We start from the raw sequence: 17234 nt of genomic DNA, 5'->3' as shown, positions 1-17234 counted from the left end.
CACGCAAATGTTGTAGCAGGCAACAGCCGGCAAAAGTGCTGGCCCTGCTGCGCTGCAACAGGTGGAATGCAGTCATGTTCCACGTTCGACAAGGAGTTCGACACATGACCTCTCAACTGCGCAAAGTCTCCGGTTTTGAAATCCGCAGCGTGATGTTGTTCGCGGCCATTTCGCTGGGCAGCGTTGCTGCCATGGCGCAGGCTCCGTCCACGGCACCGCAGCCGACGTTTGGCGGCGGCTCGGCAGCAGGCGTGCAATCTGCGCCAGCACCCGCAGCACCAGCGGGCGGCGCCAACGAGGTGCAAGCCGCATTCGACCGCGCCGACACCAACCGGGACGGCAAGCTGAGCAAGAAGGAGGCCGAGGCCCTGCCCGCCGTGAGCAGCAATTTCGCCCAGATCGATGCCGACAAGAACGGATCGCTGTCGCGCGATGAATTCAGCAAGGCTGTCCAGCCGCGCTGACACCCGGATGCCTGGCGGCTGACCCACATGGTTGGGCGGCAGGGCCGGTGGTATTCTTTCCGGTTCCCCCTGGAGAACACCGATGAACGCCCCTGTCGCCCCCGTCCGCCTGCAGCCTGACTTCGCTCAGCGCCCCATCCCCGAAGCCTTCCTCCAAGCCCTGGCCCAGCGTTTCGGCGCCCAGTGCTCCACGGCTTTGGCGGTGCGCGAACAGCACGGCCGCGACGAGGGCGCCATCCAGGCGCCCCCGCCTGCGGCCGTGGTCTTTGCCGAAAGCACGCAGGACGTGCAGGACGCGCTGAAGCTGGCCGACCAGCATGCCGTGCCGGTCATCCCCTACGGCGCGGGCTCCTCGCTCGAAGGCCATCTGCTGGCCGTCGAGGGCGGCATCAGCCTGGACCTGAGCCGCATGAACCGCATTCTCTCGGTCAACACCGAGGACCTGACGGTCACCGTGCAGCCCGGCATCACGCGCAAGCAGCTCAACGATGCCATCAAGGACACGGGCTTCTTCTTCCCCATCGATCCCGGCGCCGATGCCTCCATCGGCGGCATGACCGCCACGCGCGCCAGCGGCACCAATGCCGTGCGCTACGGCACCATGCGCGAGAACGTGCTGGCGCTGGAACTGGTCACGGCCGGCGGCGAGCTGATGCGCACCGGCACGCGCGCCAAGAAAAGCAGCGCGGGCTACGACCTCACGCGCCTGATCGTGGGCAGCGAGGGCACGCTGGGCGTGGTCACCGAGATCACGGTGCGCCTGTACCCGCTGCCCGAGGCCGTGAGCGCGGCCATCTGCTCCTTCCCCAGCATCGAGGCCGCCGTGCGCACGGTGATCCAGACCATCCAGATGGGCGTGCCTATTGCCCGCGTGGAGCTAGTGGACGTGAACTCGGTGCGCATGGTCAATGCCTACAGCAAGCTCACGCTGCGCGAGGAGCCCATGCTGCTGATGGAGTTCCACGGCTCGCCCACGGGCGTGAAGGAGCAGGCCGAGATGGTGCAGGACATTGCGGGCGAGTTCGGCGGCAACGCCTTCGAATGGGCCGAGCGTCCCGAGGACCGCACGCGATTGTTCACGGCCCGCCACAACGCCTATTTCGCGGCTGTCTCCAGCCGCCCCGGCTGCCGCTGCATCACCACCGACGCCTGCGTGCCCATCAGCCGCCTGGCCGATGCGCTGCTGGACTCGGTGCGCGAGGCCGATGACAGCGGCATTCCCTACTTCCTCGTCGGCCACGTGGGCGACGGCAACTTCCACTTCGGCTACCTGATCGACCCGGACAACGAGGACGAGCGCTCGCGCGCCGAGCAGCTCAACCACCAGCTGGTGTCGCGCTCCATTGCGCTGGGCGGCACCTGCACGGGCGAGCATGGCGTGGGCATCCACAAGATGGATTTCCTGCGCGAGGAAGCCGGCGACGGCGCGGTGCAGATGATGCGCTCCATCAAGCAGGCGCTGGACCCGAAGAACATCCTGAACCCCGGCAAGATCTTCAGCCTCTGAGTCCCTCCGCCGCGGCCTTCTCGCGCAGGAAGTCGATCAGCGTGGTGATGGCCCGCGTCTGGTAGTGGGACGGCATGTACAGCAGGTACTGGCGCGTGGCCAGAAAGTCCAGGCTCCCCGGCGGCAGCGGCAGGCGCTCAAGCGCGCCGCTGGCCAGCTCGGCCGCCACCATGTAGCGCGGCACCACGGCCACGCCCAGGCCCTGCAGCACGGCATCGCGCAGGAAATGGAAGTTGGGCGACATCAGGCGCGGGCGTATGCGCAGCTCGGTGGGCCGGGCGCCGTTCATGCCCGCCGTGCGCAGCTTCTGGCCCGTGAGCGCCGAGGTGATCAGCGGCACGCGCTTGAGCGCCAGCAGCGAGTCGGGATGGCCATGCGCAGCCAGGAACTGCGGCGTGGCGCAGGCCTCGTAGAGCACATCGCCGAGCTTGCAGGCCACCAGGCTTTCAGGCGGCTCGGTCATCACGCGCACGGCGAAGTCCACGGCGCCCTGCATCAGGTCCTCGATGTCGTTGTCGAAGATCACCTCCAGCGTGATGCCCGGATGCATGCGCATGAACTCCGTCAGCCAGCCCGACATCTGCAGCTGGCCGTAGCCGCTGGGCACGCTCAGCCGCACGGTGCCCTGCAGGCTCTGGCCCAGGCTGTCCACCGACTCGTCCGCCGCCATGGCCTCCTGGCGTATCGCGCGGCCATGGGCATACAGGCGCAGGCCCAGCTCGGTGGGCTCGACCTGTCGCGTGGTGCGGCGCAGCAGCTGCTGGCCGATCTGGCGCTCGAACTGGTTGAGCCGGTGGCTGACGTTGGCGCGGCTCATGCCCAGGCGCACGGCGGCGCGGCTCAGGTTGCCGGCTTCAATGATGTCCACCAGCAGGGACAGTCCGCCCAGATCCATTGTCAAACCTCAGTACACACAATGTCCATTTTTTAGCACGATTGTCAAAGTCCATAAACGAATGAAGAATGCGGGCCTGCCCGGGCTCTGGCCCGTTGCGGTTTTCGTGGTTCGACAAGGTTTCGCATGAGTGCTCTCCCCTCTTCCCTGCCGCTGGACGGCGTGCGCGTCCTGGATCTTTCGCGCGTGCTGGCCGGCCCCATGTGCGCCATGGCGCTGGCCGACCTGGGCGCCGATGTCGTCAAGGTCGAGCACCCGGGCCGCGGCGACGACACGCGCGACTGGGGCGTGCGCGTGGGCCAGCGCAACACCTCCTACTTCAACAGCGCCAACCGCAACAAGCGCTCGGTCACGCTGGACCTGCAGGCCGAAGAGGGCCTGCGCATCGCACGCGAGCTGGCGGCCGACAGCGATGTGGTCATCCAGAACTTCAAGGTCGGCGGCGCCGAGAAGCTGGGGCTGGGCTACGAGCAGCTGTCGCAGCTGAACCCGCGCCTGGTGTACTGCTCCATCTCGGGCTACTCGCGCAGCGGCCCCGAGGCCACGCGGCCCGGCTACGACCTGGTGGTGCAGGGAGAGTCCGGCATCATGGCCATGAACGGCGAGCAGGGCCAGGGCCCGCTGAAGTTCGGCGTGGCCGCCGTGGACATGTTCACGGGCATGTACTCGGCCCAGGCCATCCTGGCCGCGCTCTACGAGCGCGAGCGCAGCGGGCGCGGCCGCCATGTGCAGATGGCCCTGTACGACTGCGGCCTGATGATCACCAGCTACTACGGCATGGAGGCCTTGCTCAAGGCCGGCGACCCGCCCAAGTTCGGCAACGCCCATCCGTCCATCGTGCCCTACGGCGTGTTCGAGGCGGCCGACGGCCCTCTGGTCATCACCGTGGGCAACAACGGCCAGTTCCAGCGCTTTTGCACCGACGTCATCGCCAAGCCCGAGTGGGCCGCCGACGAGCGCTTTGCCACCAATACCGCACGCTCGGCAAACCGCGAGCTGCTGATGCCGCTGGTGCAGGCCGAGCTGCTGCGCTTCACGCGCGCCCAACTGCTCGAATGCCTGACGGCCGCGCAGATTCCCTGCGGCGAGGTGCTGGGCCTGTTCGAGGCCCTGAACTCGCAGCGCACGGCCGACGCCGGCCTGCTGCACCGCTTCGAGGACAGCGAAGCCGGCAGCCAGTCCGTGCTGGCCCCGCCCTATGCGCTGGACGGCCAGCGCCTGCCCGTGCGCCGCCCGCCGCCGCACCAGGGCGAACACACCGACGAGGTGCTGCAGCAGCGCCTGGGCCTGGACGAACAGGCCCGCGCCGCGCTGCGCGCCAAAAACATCATCTGAGAGCGCGCAGACGTTCCCACCCAGACCGCTCCACGGCTCTCATTTCCACCCCTTCCCGCTTGAGGAGACATATGACTTCCACCCCCTTCCAGGCCTCGCGCCGCCAGATCCTTTCCGCCGCCTGCGCCACCGCCATCGCCACGCTGGCCCCCGCCGCACGGGCCCAGAGCCAGTGGCCCGACAAGCTGATCAAGCTGACCGTGGCCTTCCCGCCCGGCGGCCCCACCGACACGGCCGCGCGCATCGTCGCCCAGCGCCTGACCGAGCGCCTGGGCCAGACCATCGTCATCGACAACCGTCCCGGCGCCTCGGGCTCGGTGGGCACGGCGGCCTTCATCAAGTCGCAGCCCGACGGCTATTCGCTGTCCATGTTCGGCATGCCCGCGCTGCTGGCGCCCATGCTGTTCAACAACAACCTGTACGACGTGCGCAAGGACTTCCTGCCCGTGGCCACGGTCTATGACCTGCCCATGGCCATCGTCATCAACCCGCGCGAGCTGCCGGACGTGACCAACCTGCAGCAGCTGATCGAGCACGCCAGGAAGGCCAAGCCGGCGCTGAACTACACCAGCTCGGGCACGGGCAGCTTCGGCCACCTGTCCATGGAGCAGCTCAAGGACCTGGGCGGCTTCGACATGCAGCACGTGCCGTACCGCGGCAGCGCGCCGGCCGTGACCGACCTGATCGGCGGCCAGATCGCCGTGATGTTCGCCGACGTGGTCGCGGCCCTGCCCCACATCCAGGCCGGCAAGCTGCGCGCCATTGCCGTCAGCTCGCAAAAGGCCAAGCAGCTGCTGCCCAATGTGAAGTCGGTGGCCGAGCAGGGCTTCCCCGGCTTCGACGCCGACACCTGGGGCGGCCTGATCGCCCCGCTGAACACGCCTCCCGCCGTGGTCCAGCGCCTGAACCAGGAACTCAAGCTCATCCTGGCCGAGCCCGAGCTGCAAAAGAAGATGCTGGCCGCAGGCGCCATCGCCACCTACCAGGACGGCGCGGCCATGAAGGCGCGCCTGAATGCCGACTTCACGCGCTGGAGCAAGATCGCGAAAGACAAGAACATCTCTTCGCAGTAAAGAACACAGAGCGCCCCACGATGCGCCTTCAGGGCATGCCGCAAGGCATGCCCTTTTTTGCTTTTTGCCCCCGCCATCTGCAGAGTGCGCCAGGTTTCGCCGCCGGGCCGCCCCAAGGCGAAACGCGGCCCCCTCGGGGGGCGCCCGGCCAGGGGCAGCGGACCATGCGAAGCAGGGGAGCGTGGGGGCTACTTCGACAGATCCATGATCATGCGCGTGGCCAGGTACAGGCGCGGCACGATGGTGTTCAGCTGCACATACTCCGCATCATTGGAGTGCGCGCCGTAGCCGCTCAGGCCAAAGCCCTCGATGACGGCACCCTTGGCCTTGAGCGCCGCAAACGCCGCGTCGGTGCCGCCGCCCGTGGCCTTTTCCATCACGCTCATCTTCAGGCCCAGCTCATCGCTGTAGATGGTCTGCGCCTGTTTGGCCAGGCTGCGCGAGGCCTCGTTGGCCTCCAGCGGCGGGCGGCGCACTTCGAACTTGAGCTGCACCTTGCTGGCGTCCAGCAGCTTGTGGCCCACCTTGGCCTGCATGGCCTGCTCCAGCGCCGTGAAGTCGGCCACGCGCAGCGCGCGGGCGTCGGCCTGGGCCGTGGCCTCGGCGGGAATGACGTTGCGGTTGGTGCCGGCCTTGGCCACGGTCCAGTTGAGCTTGAGGCCGGTCTCGGGCTTGGACAGGTCCTTCATCTGCAGCAGCTGGTGCGACAGCTCGTACAGCGCATTCACGCCGTCCTCGGGCTTGGCGCCCGCGTGCGAGGCCTTGCCCTCGACCTTGAGGTAGGCCGCGCCGATGCCGCTGGTGGCCAGGCGCACGCCGCCGTCGGTGCCGCCGCCTTCGAACGAGAAGACCGCATCCTGCTCGGCGCCCAGGCGCGTGATGGTGCTGCGCGCGCCGGGCGAGCTGATTTCCTCGTCGCTGTTCATCAGCACGGTCAGCGTGCCATAGTTGTCGAAGCCCATCTGGCGCAGCATGGCCACGGTGTGCAGGATCAGGGCCACGCCCTGCTTGTCGTCGGCAATGCCCAGGCCGTAGGCGCGCTCGCCGTCGATGCGAAACGGCTGGTCCTTGAGCATGCCGCGCAGGTAGACCGTGTCCATGTGGGCGATCAGCATGATGCGGCTGGTGCCCTTGCCCTTGAACTCGGCATGCACCATGGGGCCGATCTTCTCGGGCGTGTCACCCAGCCGGTAGACGTCGGTGGGCTGCAGGATCTCGACCTTGCCGCCCTGCTCGCGCAGCTTGCCGGCCACGTAGTTGGCGATCTGTTCCACGCCCTCCATGTCCTTGCTGCCCGACTCGATGTGCACCAGCTCGCGCAGCGTGTCCAGCAGGGGCTGCTGGTGCTTTTGCGCCAGCGCCTGGATATCGGCCTTGGGCGCAGCCAGGGCACTGCCGGACAGGCCGGCCATGGCGAGGGCCAGCGCCAGCGGGGCGCTGCGGAACATGAGGGAAAGCGGTGCGAAGGCGGAACGCATGGACAGGTCTCCTGTGTTGAAAAGTTGTGCCTGCACGATAGCAGGCGCCGCGCAGTGCGCACGCAATTGGCGTGCCTGTTTTGTCCATCTCTGCGCCCAAAGCAAAGGCCCCGCAAGCTTGGGCCTGCGGGGCCTTGTGGGGAGTGCGACCCGGTATCAGCCCGCGCTCAGCGCCATGCCGCTTTTCCGGCTCACGCCATCGCCCACGACCACGGCCGACACCACGCTCAGCACCAGGGCAATGGCCGATCCGTAGAACACGCCGTGGCTCATGCCGTGGTCCAGCATGTAGCCGAACACCGGCGCGGCCAGGCAAAAGCCCAGGTCCAGGCCCGAATACACCGTGCCGTAGACGCGGCCCGTGGCGCCGGGCGGGGCGGCGCGCTTGATCAGCATGTCGCGCGAGGGGCCGGCCAGGCCCGTGCCCAGGCCCGCGATGGAGGCCACGGCCACGGCCGCCATGGCCGGCAGCCAGCCCGTGCCGACCAGGAACAGCGCAACACCCGAGCCCAGCATGCAGATGGAGATCACCTTCTCCAGCCGCTGCACGCGGCCCACGAGGAAGCCACCGGCCAGCATGCCTGCCGCGCCGCAGAGCATATAGCCCGTGACGATCAGCGCCGTCACGCTCAGCGGCAGTCCGTACATGGACTGCATGGCGGGGCTGGCAAAGCTCTGGATGGCGCTGAGCGCGCAGGTGCTCCAGAAGAAGAACGAGAAGCACAGCCAGACCGAGGGCAGCTTCAGGAAGGCCATGGGATGCTCCTGCGGCACGGCGGCCGCAGCGGCACGCGCCGCCGGGGCCAGGGCATCGGCCGCACGGTCGTCCAGCGCCTCGCGGTTGAGCACCATGATGGTGAGGATGACGGCGGCCAGGGCCGCGCCGCACAGGCAGGCCAGGCGCCACGAGCCCGTGGCCGTGGTGATGCCCGCCATGAACAGCGGCGCCAGCGCCCAGCCGATATTGCCCGACAGGCCGTGCACCGAGAACGCATGGCCGATGCGCTTGGCCGACACGCGCTTGTTGAGGATGGTGAAGTCCACCGGGTGGAAGGGCGCATTGCCCAGGCCCGCGAAGAAGGCTGCCAGCAGCAGCATTCCATAGCCCTGTGCCAGGCTGGCGACCACGCCCGCCACGGTGAAGCTGCCCAGCGCCGCAAACAGAATGGGGCGCGCGCCGAAGCGGTCCACGGCAAAGCCGGCCATGGCCTGTCCCACGCCGGAGACCACGAAGAACAGCGACACCATCACGCTGAGTTCGGCATAGCTGTAGCCGAACTCGGCGATCAGCCACGGGAACAGCGGCGGCAGCAGCAGGTGGAAGAAATGCGAGGAACCATGCGCCAGGCCGATCAGGCCGATGGTGCGCACATCGCTGCGCAGCGGGTCCGGCGCCACGGCGTCCGGCATGGAAGAGGAAGAGGCGGTCATGGGCCGCATCTTAGGCAGCAGCGTTTCGTCTTGTATGCGATAGTCTGCCAACTTCTGTCGCAAACATGCCAAAGCCTGTCTCCATACCCGGCACCCCTGCCCACACCCTTGCCGACACTTGTGCCGACACCCTGCCCAGCGCCTGCCCCGCAGCCGCACTGCGGTCGGTGCGCAGGGCCCGGCCGATGGAGCCGGTGGAGGCCCTGCATCCACACCTGTTCGTGCCCACGCCCCAGCGCCCCGTGCGCGCCAAGCAGCATCGCCTGTCGGCACGCACGCGCGTCATACCGCACAGCCACAGCTGGGCACAGATCGCCATCTCGCTGGACGGCGTGCTGCACCTGTCGGCCCCCCAGGGCACGCTGATCGCCCCACCCTCCAAGGCCGTGTGGATTCCGCCCGGCCTGGTCCACGCCGTGGCCATGGTCGAGGAAGCCGATCTCGTCTCCATCTACGTGCTGCAGGACGATCCGGCCCAGGGCCCCGTGCTGCAGGACGATCCGGCCCAGGGCCCCGTACTGCCGGACCTCCCGCCCTGCGGCGTGGCCTGCAACCCGCAGGACTGGGCACGCTGCCGCGTGCTGGAGGTTTCGCCGCTGATGCGCGAGCTGATCACGGCCCTGCCCAAGCAAAGCGATGACCAGCCCGCCCCGGACGCCGCCACCCTGCAGCGCGAGCACCATCTCAGCGCCCTGCTGCTGGAAGAACTGCGCCGGGCCAGCGAAGTCCACCTTGGCGTGAACATGCCCCAGGACAAGCGGCTGCGCATGCTCTGCGAGGCCGTCGTGGCCGACCCCACCCAGCACGAGAGCCTGGCCGACTGGGCGGCAGACACCGGCGCCAGCCCGCGCACCGTGGCCCGGCTGTTCCAGCAGCAGCTGGGCTGCAGCTTCACCACCTGGCGCCAGCAAGTCGTGCTGGCCCACGGCCTGAGCCTGGCCGCGCGCGGCCTTCCCATACAGCAGATCGCGGCCGAGCTGGGATACAGCCCCAGCGCCTTCAGCGCCATGGTGCACCGCACGGTGGGCATGCCTCCGGCACGGTTCTTCGGGCAGCAGGCCGGCTCCGCTGCCCACAGGGTCGGATCAGGCGCTGTATCGCGGCCGACCAGGGAATGACTGGGAACCACCGCCTCTTCGCGATAGCTGATCCGATATAGGGTTTGCCTAAGGCCAGCCCATGGAATAGGGCGGCGCCCTGCGTGCTCTTATGCCGCATGATCTCCACCGCCGAGTCGCGCTACAACCAGTGGGTGCGCGAGCACTACCGATTCCTGCTGCGCAGCGCCTGGGCGCTGACCGGCTCGCGCGCGCTGGCCGAGGACGTGGTGCAGGACTGCTTCACCAGCGCCTGGCGCTTTCGCCACCAGCTGCGCGAGGCCGCAATGGCGCGGGCCTGGCTGTTCCAGATCATGCGCCGCCATGCCTTCCGGCACCTTGCGCCATCGGCCCATCTGGTCAGCGATGACGAGGCACTGGACCAGCATCCCGCCCCCACCCCCTCGCCTTCGGCGCTGGATGACCGGCTCGACGTGGTCAAGGCGCTGTCGCGCATCGCCCCCATCCACCGCGAGGTGCTGGTGCTCTATTACTTCGACGACATGCCCACGGCCCAGATGGCAGAGGCCCTGGACATTGCGCCGGGCACGGTGCTGTCGCGCCTGTCACGCGCCCGCGATGCGCTGAAGGCGGCCCTGGAGCAGGCCGCCCCGGCGCCTGCCCCAGAGACTGCCAGCGTGATCCCGCTGCGCCCCACCCCGCTGCGCGCCACCCGATAGCAAGGCTTGAAATGACTGCCCCGGACACGACCGACGAATCGGCCTTCGACCTGCGCGCACGCGCCGAACTGGCCCTGGCCTTCGACCCCGGGCCGCACGGCGAGCCGCCCGCCCATCTGCTGCGCCACACGCCCTGGCATGCGCGCAGCGGCGTGCGCCGCCTGATCGCCGCGCTGCTGGTGGGCAGCTCGGCCGCCACGGCCGTGTTCGCCATGCGCCCGCCCGAGCTGGTGCGCGCCGCCATCGAGCATGAGTACTACGAGCGCACGCTGCGCGGCAGCTTCATGCCCGAGGCCGAGGTGGCGCGCCGCATGGACCTGCCGGCCGGCGAGAAGCTGCCCGGCTACACCCAGCTGATGCGGCCCTGCGACATCGACGGCACGCGCGCCTACCACCTGACCACCTTCTTCGAGAAGGGCGGCATCGTCACCGTACTGGCCTTCGACCAGCCCCAGCCCCTGGCCGATGGCCAGGGCTGGTGGGCCAACATGCACTGGCAGGTCGTCCGCTCGCGCGAAGGCCGGCCGCTGGTGCTGGTGGCCCAGAAGAAACAGGCCCTGGCCGTGGCCAGCAAGGCCCTGGGCCCCCCTGCCCCATGAGATGCCCCATGAGATGCCCCATGAGACGCCATGACACGCCCCCTGACCACCACCACGAGGAGACAACCATGAACCACTTGCCGACATCGCCCACCTCCCCCGCGCGCCGCAGCCTGCTGGCCGGCAGCGCCAGCGCACTGGCCGCCGCAGGCCTGGCCGGCCTGCACCAGGGCGCGTTGGCCCAGGCCCAGGCCCAGGCCCAGGCCCAGGCCCAGGCCCAGGCCCAGGCCCAGGCCCAGGCACCCGCAGCTGCGGCAGCACCGGCGGCCAAGCCCCTGCCCGGCTACGCGGGCTGGAAGAAGGCCGATGCCCTCATCGTCCACAGCTCCACCACCATAGAGACGCGGCGCGGCGCCTTCGGCACCAGCGTGATCACGCCCAGCGACCAGCTCTATGTGCGCAACAACCTGCCCACACCGCCCGAATCCATCGTGGCCGACCGCGATGCCTGGCAGTTGCAGGTGGAGGGCGTGCGCCAGCCCCGCAGCCTCAGCGTGCGCGAGCTCAAGTCCCTGGGCCTGGAGACCGTGGCCATGGTGCTGCAGTGCTCGGGCAATGGCCGGGCCTTCTTTCCCAGCAAGCCCAGCGGCACGGCCTGGACCGTGGGTGCGGCCGGCTGCGTGGTCTGGAGCGGCGTGCCCGTGCGCGAGGTGGTCAAGGCCCTGGGCGGCGTGGCCGACGGCGGCCTCTACATGACCGGCACGGGCGGCGAGGTGCTGCCTGCAGGGCTGGACCCCAAGAGCGTCATCGTCGAGCGCTCGGTGCCGCTGTCGGCCATGGAAGACGCGCTGCTGGCCTGGGAGATGAACGGCGAGCCCATCCCGCTGGCCCATGGCGGGCCGCTGCGCCTGATCGTGCCCGGCTACACGGGCGTGAACAACATCAAGTACATCAAGCAGCTGGCCTTCACGCCGCGCGAGAGCGAGGCCCACATCATGTCCCACGGCTACCGCATCTCGCCGCCCGGCAGCAAGGGCGATCCGAGCCAGCCCTCGGTGCAGGAGATGAGCGTCAAGTCCTGGATCAACTCGCCCCTGCCCGAGGACGGCGGGCAGGCCGCCGGCCTGGTGCAGATCCACGGCGTGGCCTTTGGCGGCATGGATGCCGTCAAGGGCGTGGAGGTGTCCACGGACGGCGGCAAGAGCTGGCAGGCCGCGCGCCTGGTCGGCCCCGACCTGGGCAAGTACGCCTGGCGCCAGTTCGTGCTGCAGGCGCGCCTGCCCAAGGGCACGCATGTGCTGGCCAGCCGCGCCACCGACGCGCGCGGCCGGGTCCAGCCCGAGACGCGCGGCGAAAACCAGAGTGGCTACAACAACACCAGCTGGGCCGACCACGCCGTGACCGTCACCGTGGCCTGAACACGGCCCGCGCGCTCATCCCGCCCCCCCTTCTCTTCACTACCGTCACCTCCCGCACACGGCGCCAGACCGTGGCGGGCCCGTACCCCCATTGCCATGTTCACGATGAAACACCTGATCCACACCGCCCTGCTGGGCAGCACTTTGTTCGGCAGCGCCCTGCTGTGCGCCCCCGCCTTTGCCGATGAAGCGGCCCAGATGGCCCTGGGCAAGAAGCTGTTCACCACGGCCACGCCTGCCTGCGCGCTGTGCCACACGCTCAAGGACGCGGGTGCCGAGGGCGCCATCGGCCCCGTGCTCGACGAGCTCAAGCCCGACGCCGCGCGCGTGGCCCGTGCCCTGCGCGACGGCATAGGCGCCATGCCCTCGTTCAAGGCCACGCTCAGCGAGGCCGATATCGCCGCGCTGTCGCTCTATGTGAGCAAGGCCAGCGCGAAGAAGTAGAGGCAGGCCGCCGTGCTCAGTCCCGCACGGCGCCCGGACGGCGGCGCTGCCGCCAGGCAGCCAGCCCGCCCAGCATCAGGGCCAGGCCAGCCAGGCCCGCCGTGCCCAGCGCGGGAATCTGCTGCACCCCTGTGGCACCCGCCAGGCGTGACTGCAGATACCAGTGGCTGCCCACCTGCACCAGCTGGTAGCTGTAGCCTCCAGCCTGCAGCGGCGCCGCCAGCACGAAGGCACCTGCAGGCGATACCGCACCATTGACCTGCACGACCAAAATACCGTTGCCCGCGGTCGCCGCGCCCAGGCCTGCGGCGTTGGCAATGTCCAGGCGCGTGGGCGCACCTGCCGTCACGCTGCCGTTCACCACCAGGCGGTCACTGGGCGACGCTTCATTGCCCAGTTGCGTGGCCATGGCCAGCACGCCGCCGCCGCTGTAGTTGCCTGTCACGCTCAGCGTGGTGCCGGGTACGGCCGGAGCGCCGTTCCTGGGAAGGCGCACCGTGCCCGCGTTCACCAGGCTGGCCACGGTCTGGGCCAGGCCGTCGAGATCCAGCACGCCCGAAGCCTGCACCTCATGGGCCGAAACGCTGGTCAGCACATTGGCAGCGCCGGCACGCAGACTGCCGCCCTGGACCGTGGTGGCGCCGCCGTAGCTGCCGGCAGCTTCCAGCACCAGCGTGCCGGCGCCGGCCTTGGCCAGGCCACCCGGGCCGGACAGCACCAATGCCACCGTCGCCGTCGCGCCGCTGGCCACGTTGACCGTGTTGGCTCCCGCGCCCAGCAATCCCAGGGTCGCACCCTGGAGGCGGTAGCCATCGACATCGAACTGCATGCCGGTAATGCCGATGGCCCCCGCACCGGCATCCGCCGTCACCACACCGGCCAGGCCCTGGAACCGGGCCACGGTGGGGTTGGGTTGATAAGGGCCGTTGAGCGCGCCGCCCGCGCCGGTCCAGTTGCGGCCATCGGCGCGCCAGACGCCTGTGCCGCCGTTGACCACGTTGTTGTCCCTGAGCGCGGCATTGCCACCATCCCAATAGCCCAGGGCCACGCCGACCGTGGAGAGCAGGTTCACCTGCCCGGGCACCGAAGTCTGCAGGGTCAGGTTGTCCGCCACCACGCCTGCGGGCAGCGCGCCGAAGGCCAGGCTCCCGGCCAGCGTGCCGCGATAGTCGAACAGCCGGTACACGCCTGCGCCAAAGCCGCCCAGGTCATTGATGCCAAGCGTGCCGCCCAGCGTGAGATTGCCGTTCACATCGAACAAGGCCGTGGCCGAAGGCGCTCCCAGGCCGGCCTGTACCACAGCACCGCCGCCCAGCGTCGCCAGGCCTGCAACGCTGAGCTTGCGGCCTTGCTGGCCCAGCAGCACGCCGCCGGCGGTCTGGTCCAGGTCGCCAGAGACCGTGCCCGCCCCGGTCACCACGCCGGAGCCGCTGGCCGTGACGGTGCCGCCCTGCGTCCCATCGACATCCAGCTGCCCGCCCGTGACCGACGCCGTGCCGCCAAGCGCATTGGCGACCACCAGCCGCCCCCCGGAGACCGCGGTGCTGCCCGAGAAACCGGAGCTGTCGGCCGACAGCGTGGTCGTGCCGGCCTGATGGGTGATGCGGTGCGTGCCGGGATCGACGCTGGACAGCGCAAGCCCAAAGCCCAGGTTGGCGCCCGTATGGTTGAAATGCAGGGTGCCGGTCCCCAGGCTGAAGTTGATGCGGGCCGCATCGACCACGCCGGGCGCCATGGCGGCGTCGGCCGGTCCACCGCCCACCTGGAGGGTTCCGACAGCGCCCGCGTCAGCATCCATGGTGATGGTCCCGGCGCCCCCCTGCACAGACAGCGCACCACCATCGCGCAAGGTGACCGTGCCTGTTCCGTTGAAGCTGGTGAAGAAATCCTGGGTGCTGCGCCAGGCCGAGCCTGTTCCACTGATTGTCGCCGTGCCCACGCCTTCAGGGACATCGCCCAAAGCACCCACCACACCTGACACCACGCCCCCATCTTCGACCTTCAAGGTGCCTGTGCCCCTGCCACCAATCACGAGACTGCTTGAACCGTTCCACGTGGAACCCGCGCCCCGGACGGTGACCGTGCCATTGCTGCCCAGGTCGTAGCCCACGGTGCCGACCCCGGAGTGGGTCACTGAGCCTCCGCTGTCCATGGTGAGCGTTCCCGTGCCCGTACTGCCGACGTGCAGCGTGGTGCCCGCATTCCAGCTGGGCGAGGGGTTGGGCACCTGGACAGGCACCACATCGCCGGTGGAAGTGACCGTTTGGGCCTGCGCCTGGGTGCAGCACAAGGCCACGCCCCATGCCAGGATTTTCAACACGGACCGAGGGGGCACAGGCAGCGAAGAAGAAGGCGAACGCATGCGGCTGCGGGCCGTGCATGCACGAGACAGTTCCATATCCATCTTGGCGATCTTTGTGTTTGTCATCTGCACCGCAGCCTGGCGCAGCAGATGGGTCAAGGCTTGCAGGTCCTGCATCTGTGGATGGCAGGCACAGCAAGTCTTGCGCACGTACACAAAGAGTCAATTCCGGGGAGCATGGAGAGCCCGCCTTTCTCCTGTAAGACAAAGGCGCGAAGTGTGTGGGCCCGCCGTCCGGACTCAGTGCCAGGCCCCGGCCGTGCAACGTCACGGCTGGAGCGGCACAGGCTCTCATCGGCGCTGCTGCAGCTCCCGCCGCGCCTTTTCGTAGGGCGTCTCCTCGGGCTCGGGAACATGCACCACGGCCTCGCCGGCACCGCCCAGCGGCATGCGGTAGACCCAGAGGCTGTGCCGGCCCGGGCCCTGGCGCTGCCAGGAGGGCTCCACGCCGGGCAGCGCAAAGTCCAGGCTGACCAGCCAGGCGCCCTCGGGCAGCTCCGTGGCGGCCTTGACGGCCGCACGGCCCATGCTTTCGGGGCGCTGGAACAGGTAGACCATCTGGTAGCCGCTCCAGTCGGCCAGCCAGATATCGGCGCGGCGCACGCGGGCCCAGGGGCAGCGCAGCGCGCACAGCCAGCGCAGCGGCCAGCTCCACTCCATGCCGTTGAGCCGCGCCTGCGGGTACTGGCCGCGCAGCGCGCGCAGGCCGTCGCCCAGGCCGCAGCCGGCATCGAGCACGGCCGCGCCGTCCGGCAGCGGCGCGGCATCGGCCAGGCCTTGCAGCGCATCGGCGGGCGTGGGAAACAGCGGCGCATCGCGCCAGGCGTTGAGCGGGTAGACCAGGGCGAGCAGGCCCAGCGCCGCCAGCCACAGCCAGGGGCTGATGGCGGCCAGGCCGCCCGGCCCCCACAGCATCAGGCAGGACAGCGGAAAGCCCGCCGCCACGGCCAGGCGCCGCCACCAGGGCGTGGCCAGCAGGCTGGCGAGCACGCCCAAAAAACAGGCCGCCAGCCAGGCGGCCAGCGGCCCTAGGGTCGATTGCAGCGCGGCGTACACAAGCCAGGCGCCTGCCCAGGCAAGAAGGGCCGGGGCCGGCCAGGGAAGGCGCCGCATGTCAGAGCCTCATTGCGCGACGCGCCTCCCACAGCCCATGAAACGAGCGCGACCTATGCGCCCGAAACGCCCCAAACCAGGGACAGCGAGCAAGGGCCGCCCCGCAGCGAGGCTGTCGTCCCCCTCCCGCAGGAGAGGGGGAAGGCGCGAAGCGACTCAGGGGGTGCTGCATCTCATTGCTGTTGCAGTGCTTGCGAGGTGGCACGGTCGAGGCGGCCGGTCTGCGGCAGGCTCTGGTCGCGCTGGAATTCGCGCAGGGCGTTCTGGGTGTTCTTGCCCATGGCGCCGTCAGGCGTGCCTGCGGTGTAGCCCAGGGCATTGAGCTTTTGCTGGGCAGCGCGCAGCGACATGCCGGCGGCATTGGCGCCCGGAGCCGATGTCTGCGACGGTGCGGCACCGCCGTCCACGCCCAGGCGTCCACCGCCGCCCAGGCCCTGGCCCTTGACGGTCTGTGCCTTGTAGTTGCGCAGCGAGCGCACCATCTGGTTGTAGGCGTCCATGAAGGCGGCGGCGATCACCTTGCCTTCGGCCGTGCGCGTGTAGCCGCCCAGCGAGGCGCCGGCAGAGCCGCCGAACAGCGCGCCCATGCCGCCCCAGTCAGTCTTGGAAGACGAGCCTTCGGAAGCCGACACCTGCACGCCCGAGCGGTTGTCCACCAGGGCCAGCATGACCGAGGCCTCGCGCGTCTTGGTGGCTGCAGCCAGCGCGCCGAAGATGCCGCCGGCGCGGCCGCCGATGGCGCCGCCCATGCCGCCGGCATCGCTCTGGTTGAAGATCACTTCGGGGGACAGGCCGTAGTCGGAGGCCACCATCTGGCCCTTGCCCAGGTTGCTGCCGCCGCGCATTTCGCCCGAGTCCATCAGCGCGCGTTCACGCGCCATGGCACCCATGCCGGCCGCGCCGCGTTCCACGACGATGAAGCAGTTGGACTGCTGGATCATCAGGCGCAGCAGCTGCGAGGTGGGCGGCAGGCGGTACTGCTGGGTGAGGATGGTGTACCAGCCGGCGGTCTGGTTCTCGACCAGGGAGATGGTGCCCAGCGAGGAGTCGCAGCGCTCCAGCTCGGTGTTGGCGTTCTCGGCGCTGGCACCGCCCGCGGCGCCCGTGGCCACGGTCTTGGCTTCCGGCGAACCCATGCGCATGTCGGTGGTCACGCAGCCGGTCAGCGCCACGGCGGCGATGGCAGTCAGGGCAAGATACTTCTTCACGTTGTAATCCTCTTGGTCTGGTCTAGGTGAATCAGCGCCAGGGCAATGGCGTCCACGCACTGGCAGCGTCGCCAGTCAGCGATTACACACAATTACCCCGCATAACAGCGCGCAAATATACCGGGATTCACCCTCGCGAAAAAGCGCTGCTTTGCTGGAGAACGACAGATCACAGACGGTTACAAGCTGT

Annotated in this window: 15 protein-coding genes; 9 read left to right on the top strand and 6 right to left on the bottom strand. The window is 69.2% G+C overall.

Annotated elements, in window-relative coordinates; translation table 11 throughout:
- The first annotated feature begins 104 nt into the window (after positions 1 to 104).
- Complete coding sequence (locus tag AAN986_RS00325) at positions 105 to 464, top strand: EF-hand domain-containing protein (protein ID WP_043789497.1); 360 nt, start codon at positions 105 to 107, stop codon at positions 462 to 464.
- Between the two features lie 82 nt (positions 465 to 546).
- Positions 547 to 1971 (top strand): FAD-linked oxidase C-terminal domain-containing protein, encoded by a 1425-nt coding sequence (locus AAN986_RS00320; RefSeq protein WP_047217546.1) that lies wholly within the window; start codon positions 547 to 549, stop codon positions 1969 to 1971.
- On the opposite strand, the gene AAN986_RS00315 is transcribed toward AAN986_RS00320, so the two are convergent.
- Positions 1961 to 2866: a LysR family transcriptional regulator gene (locus tag AAN986_RS00315; RefSeq protein ID WP_047217545.1), complete on the bottom strand. Its 906-nt coding sequence runs from the start codon at positions 2864 to 2866 to the stop codon at positions 1961 to 1963. The genes AAN986_RS00320 and AAN986_RS00315 overlap by 11 nt on opposite strands.
- A gap of 126 nt (positions 2867 to 2992) precedes the next feature.
- Between AAN986_RS00315 and AAN986_RS00310 the strand changes: the two genes are divergently transcribed.
- Entirely contained in the window at positions 2993 to 4201 is a 1209-nt protein-coding gene (locus tag AAN986_RS00310) for a CaiB/BaiF CoA-transferase family protein (RefSeq protein ID WP_012202002.1), read from the top strand.
- A gap of 71 nt (positions 4202 to 4272) precedes the next feature.
- On the top strand, positions 4273 to 5274 hold the full coding sequence (locus AAN986_RS00305) for a tripartite tricarboxylate transporter substrate binding protein (RefSeq protein WP_012202001.1): 1002 nt from the start codon (positions 4273 to 4275) through the stop codon (positions 5272 to 5274).
- Positions 5275 to 5462: 188 nt separating this feature from the next.
- Here AAN986_RS00305 and AAN986_RS00300 read toward each other — a convergent pair whose 3' ends face one another.
- Both AAN986_RS00300 and AAN986_RS00295 read right to left on the bottom strand, forming a co-directional pair.
- On the bottom strand, positions 5463 to 6752 hold the full coding sequence (locus AAN986_RS00300; protein WP_047217544.1) for a M20/M25/M40 family metallo-hydrolase: 1290 nt from the start codon (positions 6750 to 6752) through the stop codon (positions 5463 to 5465).
- Positions 6753 to 6908: 156 nt separating this feature from the next.
- Positions 6909 to 8183, bottom strand: coding sequence for an MFS transporter (locus tag AAN986_RS00295; RefSeq protein ID WP_047217604.1), 1275 nt, complete (start codon positions 8181 to 8183; stop codon positions 6909 to 6911).
- Between the two features lie 65 nt (positions 8184 to 8248).
- On the opposite strand from AAN986_RS00295, the gene AAN986_RS00290 reads away from it, so the two are divergent.
- The 5 genes from AAN986_RS00290 (at position 8249) to AAN986_RS00270 (ending at position 12361) form a co-directional block, all read left to right on the top strand.
- Positions 8249 to 9301 carry a helix-turn-helix transcriptional regulator gene (locus tag AAN986_RS00290; RefSeq protein WP_082138050.1) on the top strand — a complete coding sequence of 351 codons (1053 nt, stop codon included), beginning with the start codon at positions 8249 to 8251 and terminating at the stop codon, positions 9299 to 9301.
- Between the two features lie 98 nt (positions 9302 to 9399).
- A complete protein-coding gene (locus AAN986_RS00285; protein ID WP_046985944.1) occupies positions 9400 to 9960 on the top strand; it encodes a sigma-70 family RNA polymerase sigma factor in 561 nt (186 codons plus the stop codon).
- A gap of 11 nt (positions 9961 to 9971) precedes the next feature.
- Positions 9972 to 10559, top strand: coding sequence for a hypothetical protein (locus AAN986_RS00280; RefSeq protein ID WP_047217542.1), 588 nt, complete (start codon positions 9972 to 9974; stop codon positions 10557 to 10559).
- A gap of 68 nt (positions 10560 to 10627) precedes the next feature.
- Complete coding sequence (locus AAN986_RS00275; RefSeq protein ID WP_349335545.1) at positions 10628 to 11917, top strand: sulfite oxidase; 1290 nt, start codon at positions 10628 to 10630, stop codon at positions 11915 to 11917.
- A gap of 96 nt (positions 11918 to 12013) precedes the next feature.
- Positions 12014 to 12361 (top strand): cytochrome c, encoded by a 348-nt coding sequence (locus AAN986_RS00270; RefSeq protein WP_047217540.1) that lies wholly within the window; start codon positions 12014 to 12016, stop codon positions 12359 to 12361.
- A 16-nt stretch (positions 12362 to 12377) separates the two neighbouring features.
- Here AAN986_RS00270 and AAN986_RS00265 read toward each other — a convergent pair whose 3' ends face one another.
- The 3 genes from AAN986_RS00265 to AAN986_RS00255 all read right to left on the bottom strand — a co-directional run bounded on the left by AAN986_RS00265 (position 12378) and on the right by AAN986_RS00255 (position 17044).
- Positions 12378 to 14681, bottom strand: a complete 2304-nt coding sequence (locus AAN986_RS00265) for an IPTL-CTERM sorting domain-containing protein (protein ID WP_349335544.1) — start codon at positions 14679 to 14681, stop codon at positions 12378 to 12380.
- A gap of 333 nt (positions 14682 to 15014) precedes the next feature.
- Positions 15015 to 15836, bottom strand: coding sequence for a hypothetical protein (locus AAN986_RS00260; protein WP_047217538.1), 822 nt, complete (start codon positions 15834 to 15836; stop codon positions 15015 to 15017).
- A 173-nt stretch (positions 15837 to 16009) separates the two neighbouring features.
- A complete protein-coding gene (locus tag AAN986_RS00255) occupies positions 16010 to 17044 on the bottom strand; it encodes a peptidoglycan-binding domain-containing protein (RefSeq protein WP_016447294.1) in 1035 nt (344 codons plus the stop codon).
- Positions 17045 to 17234 lie beyond the last annotated feature (190 nt).

Origin of the sequence: Delftia sp. DS1230 (assembly GCF_040112715.1) — a bacterium.
In the GTDB taxonomy this organism is placed as follows: domain Bacteria; phylum Pseudomonadota; class Gammaproteobacteria; order Burkholderiales; family Burkholderiaceae_C; genus Comamonas; species Comamonas tsuruhatensis.
The sequence above is the reverse complement of the archived record's forward strand: the minus strand, read 5'-3'. Positions and strand labels throughout refer to the sequence as shown.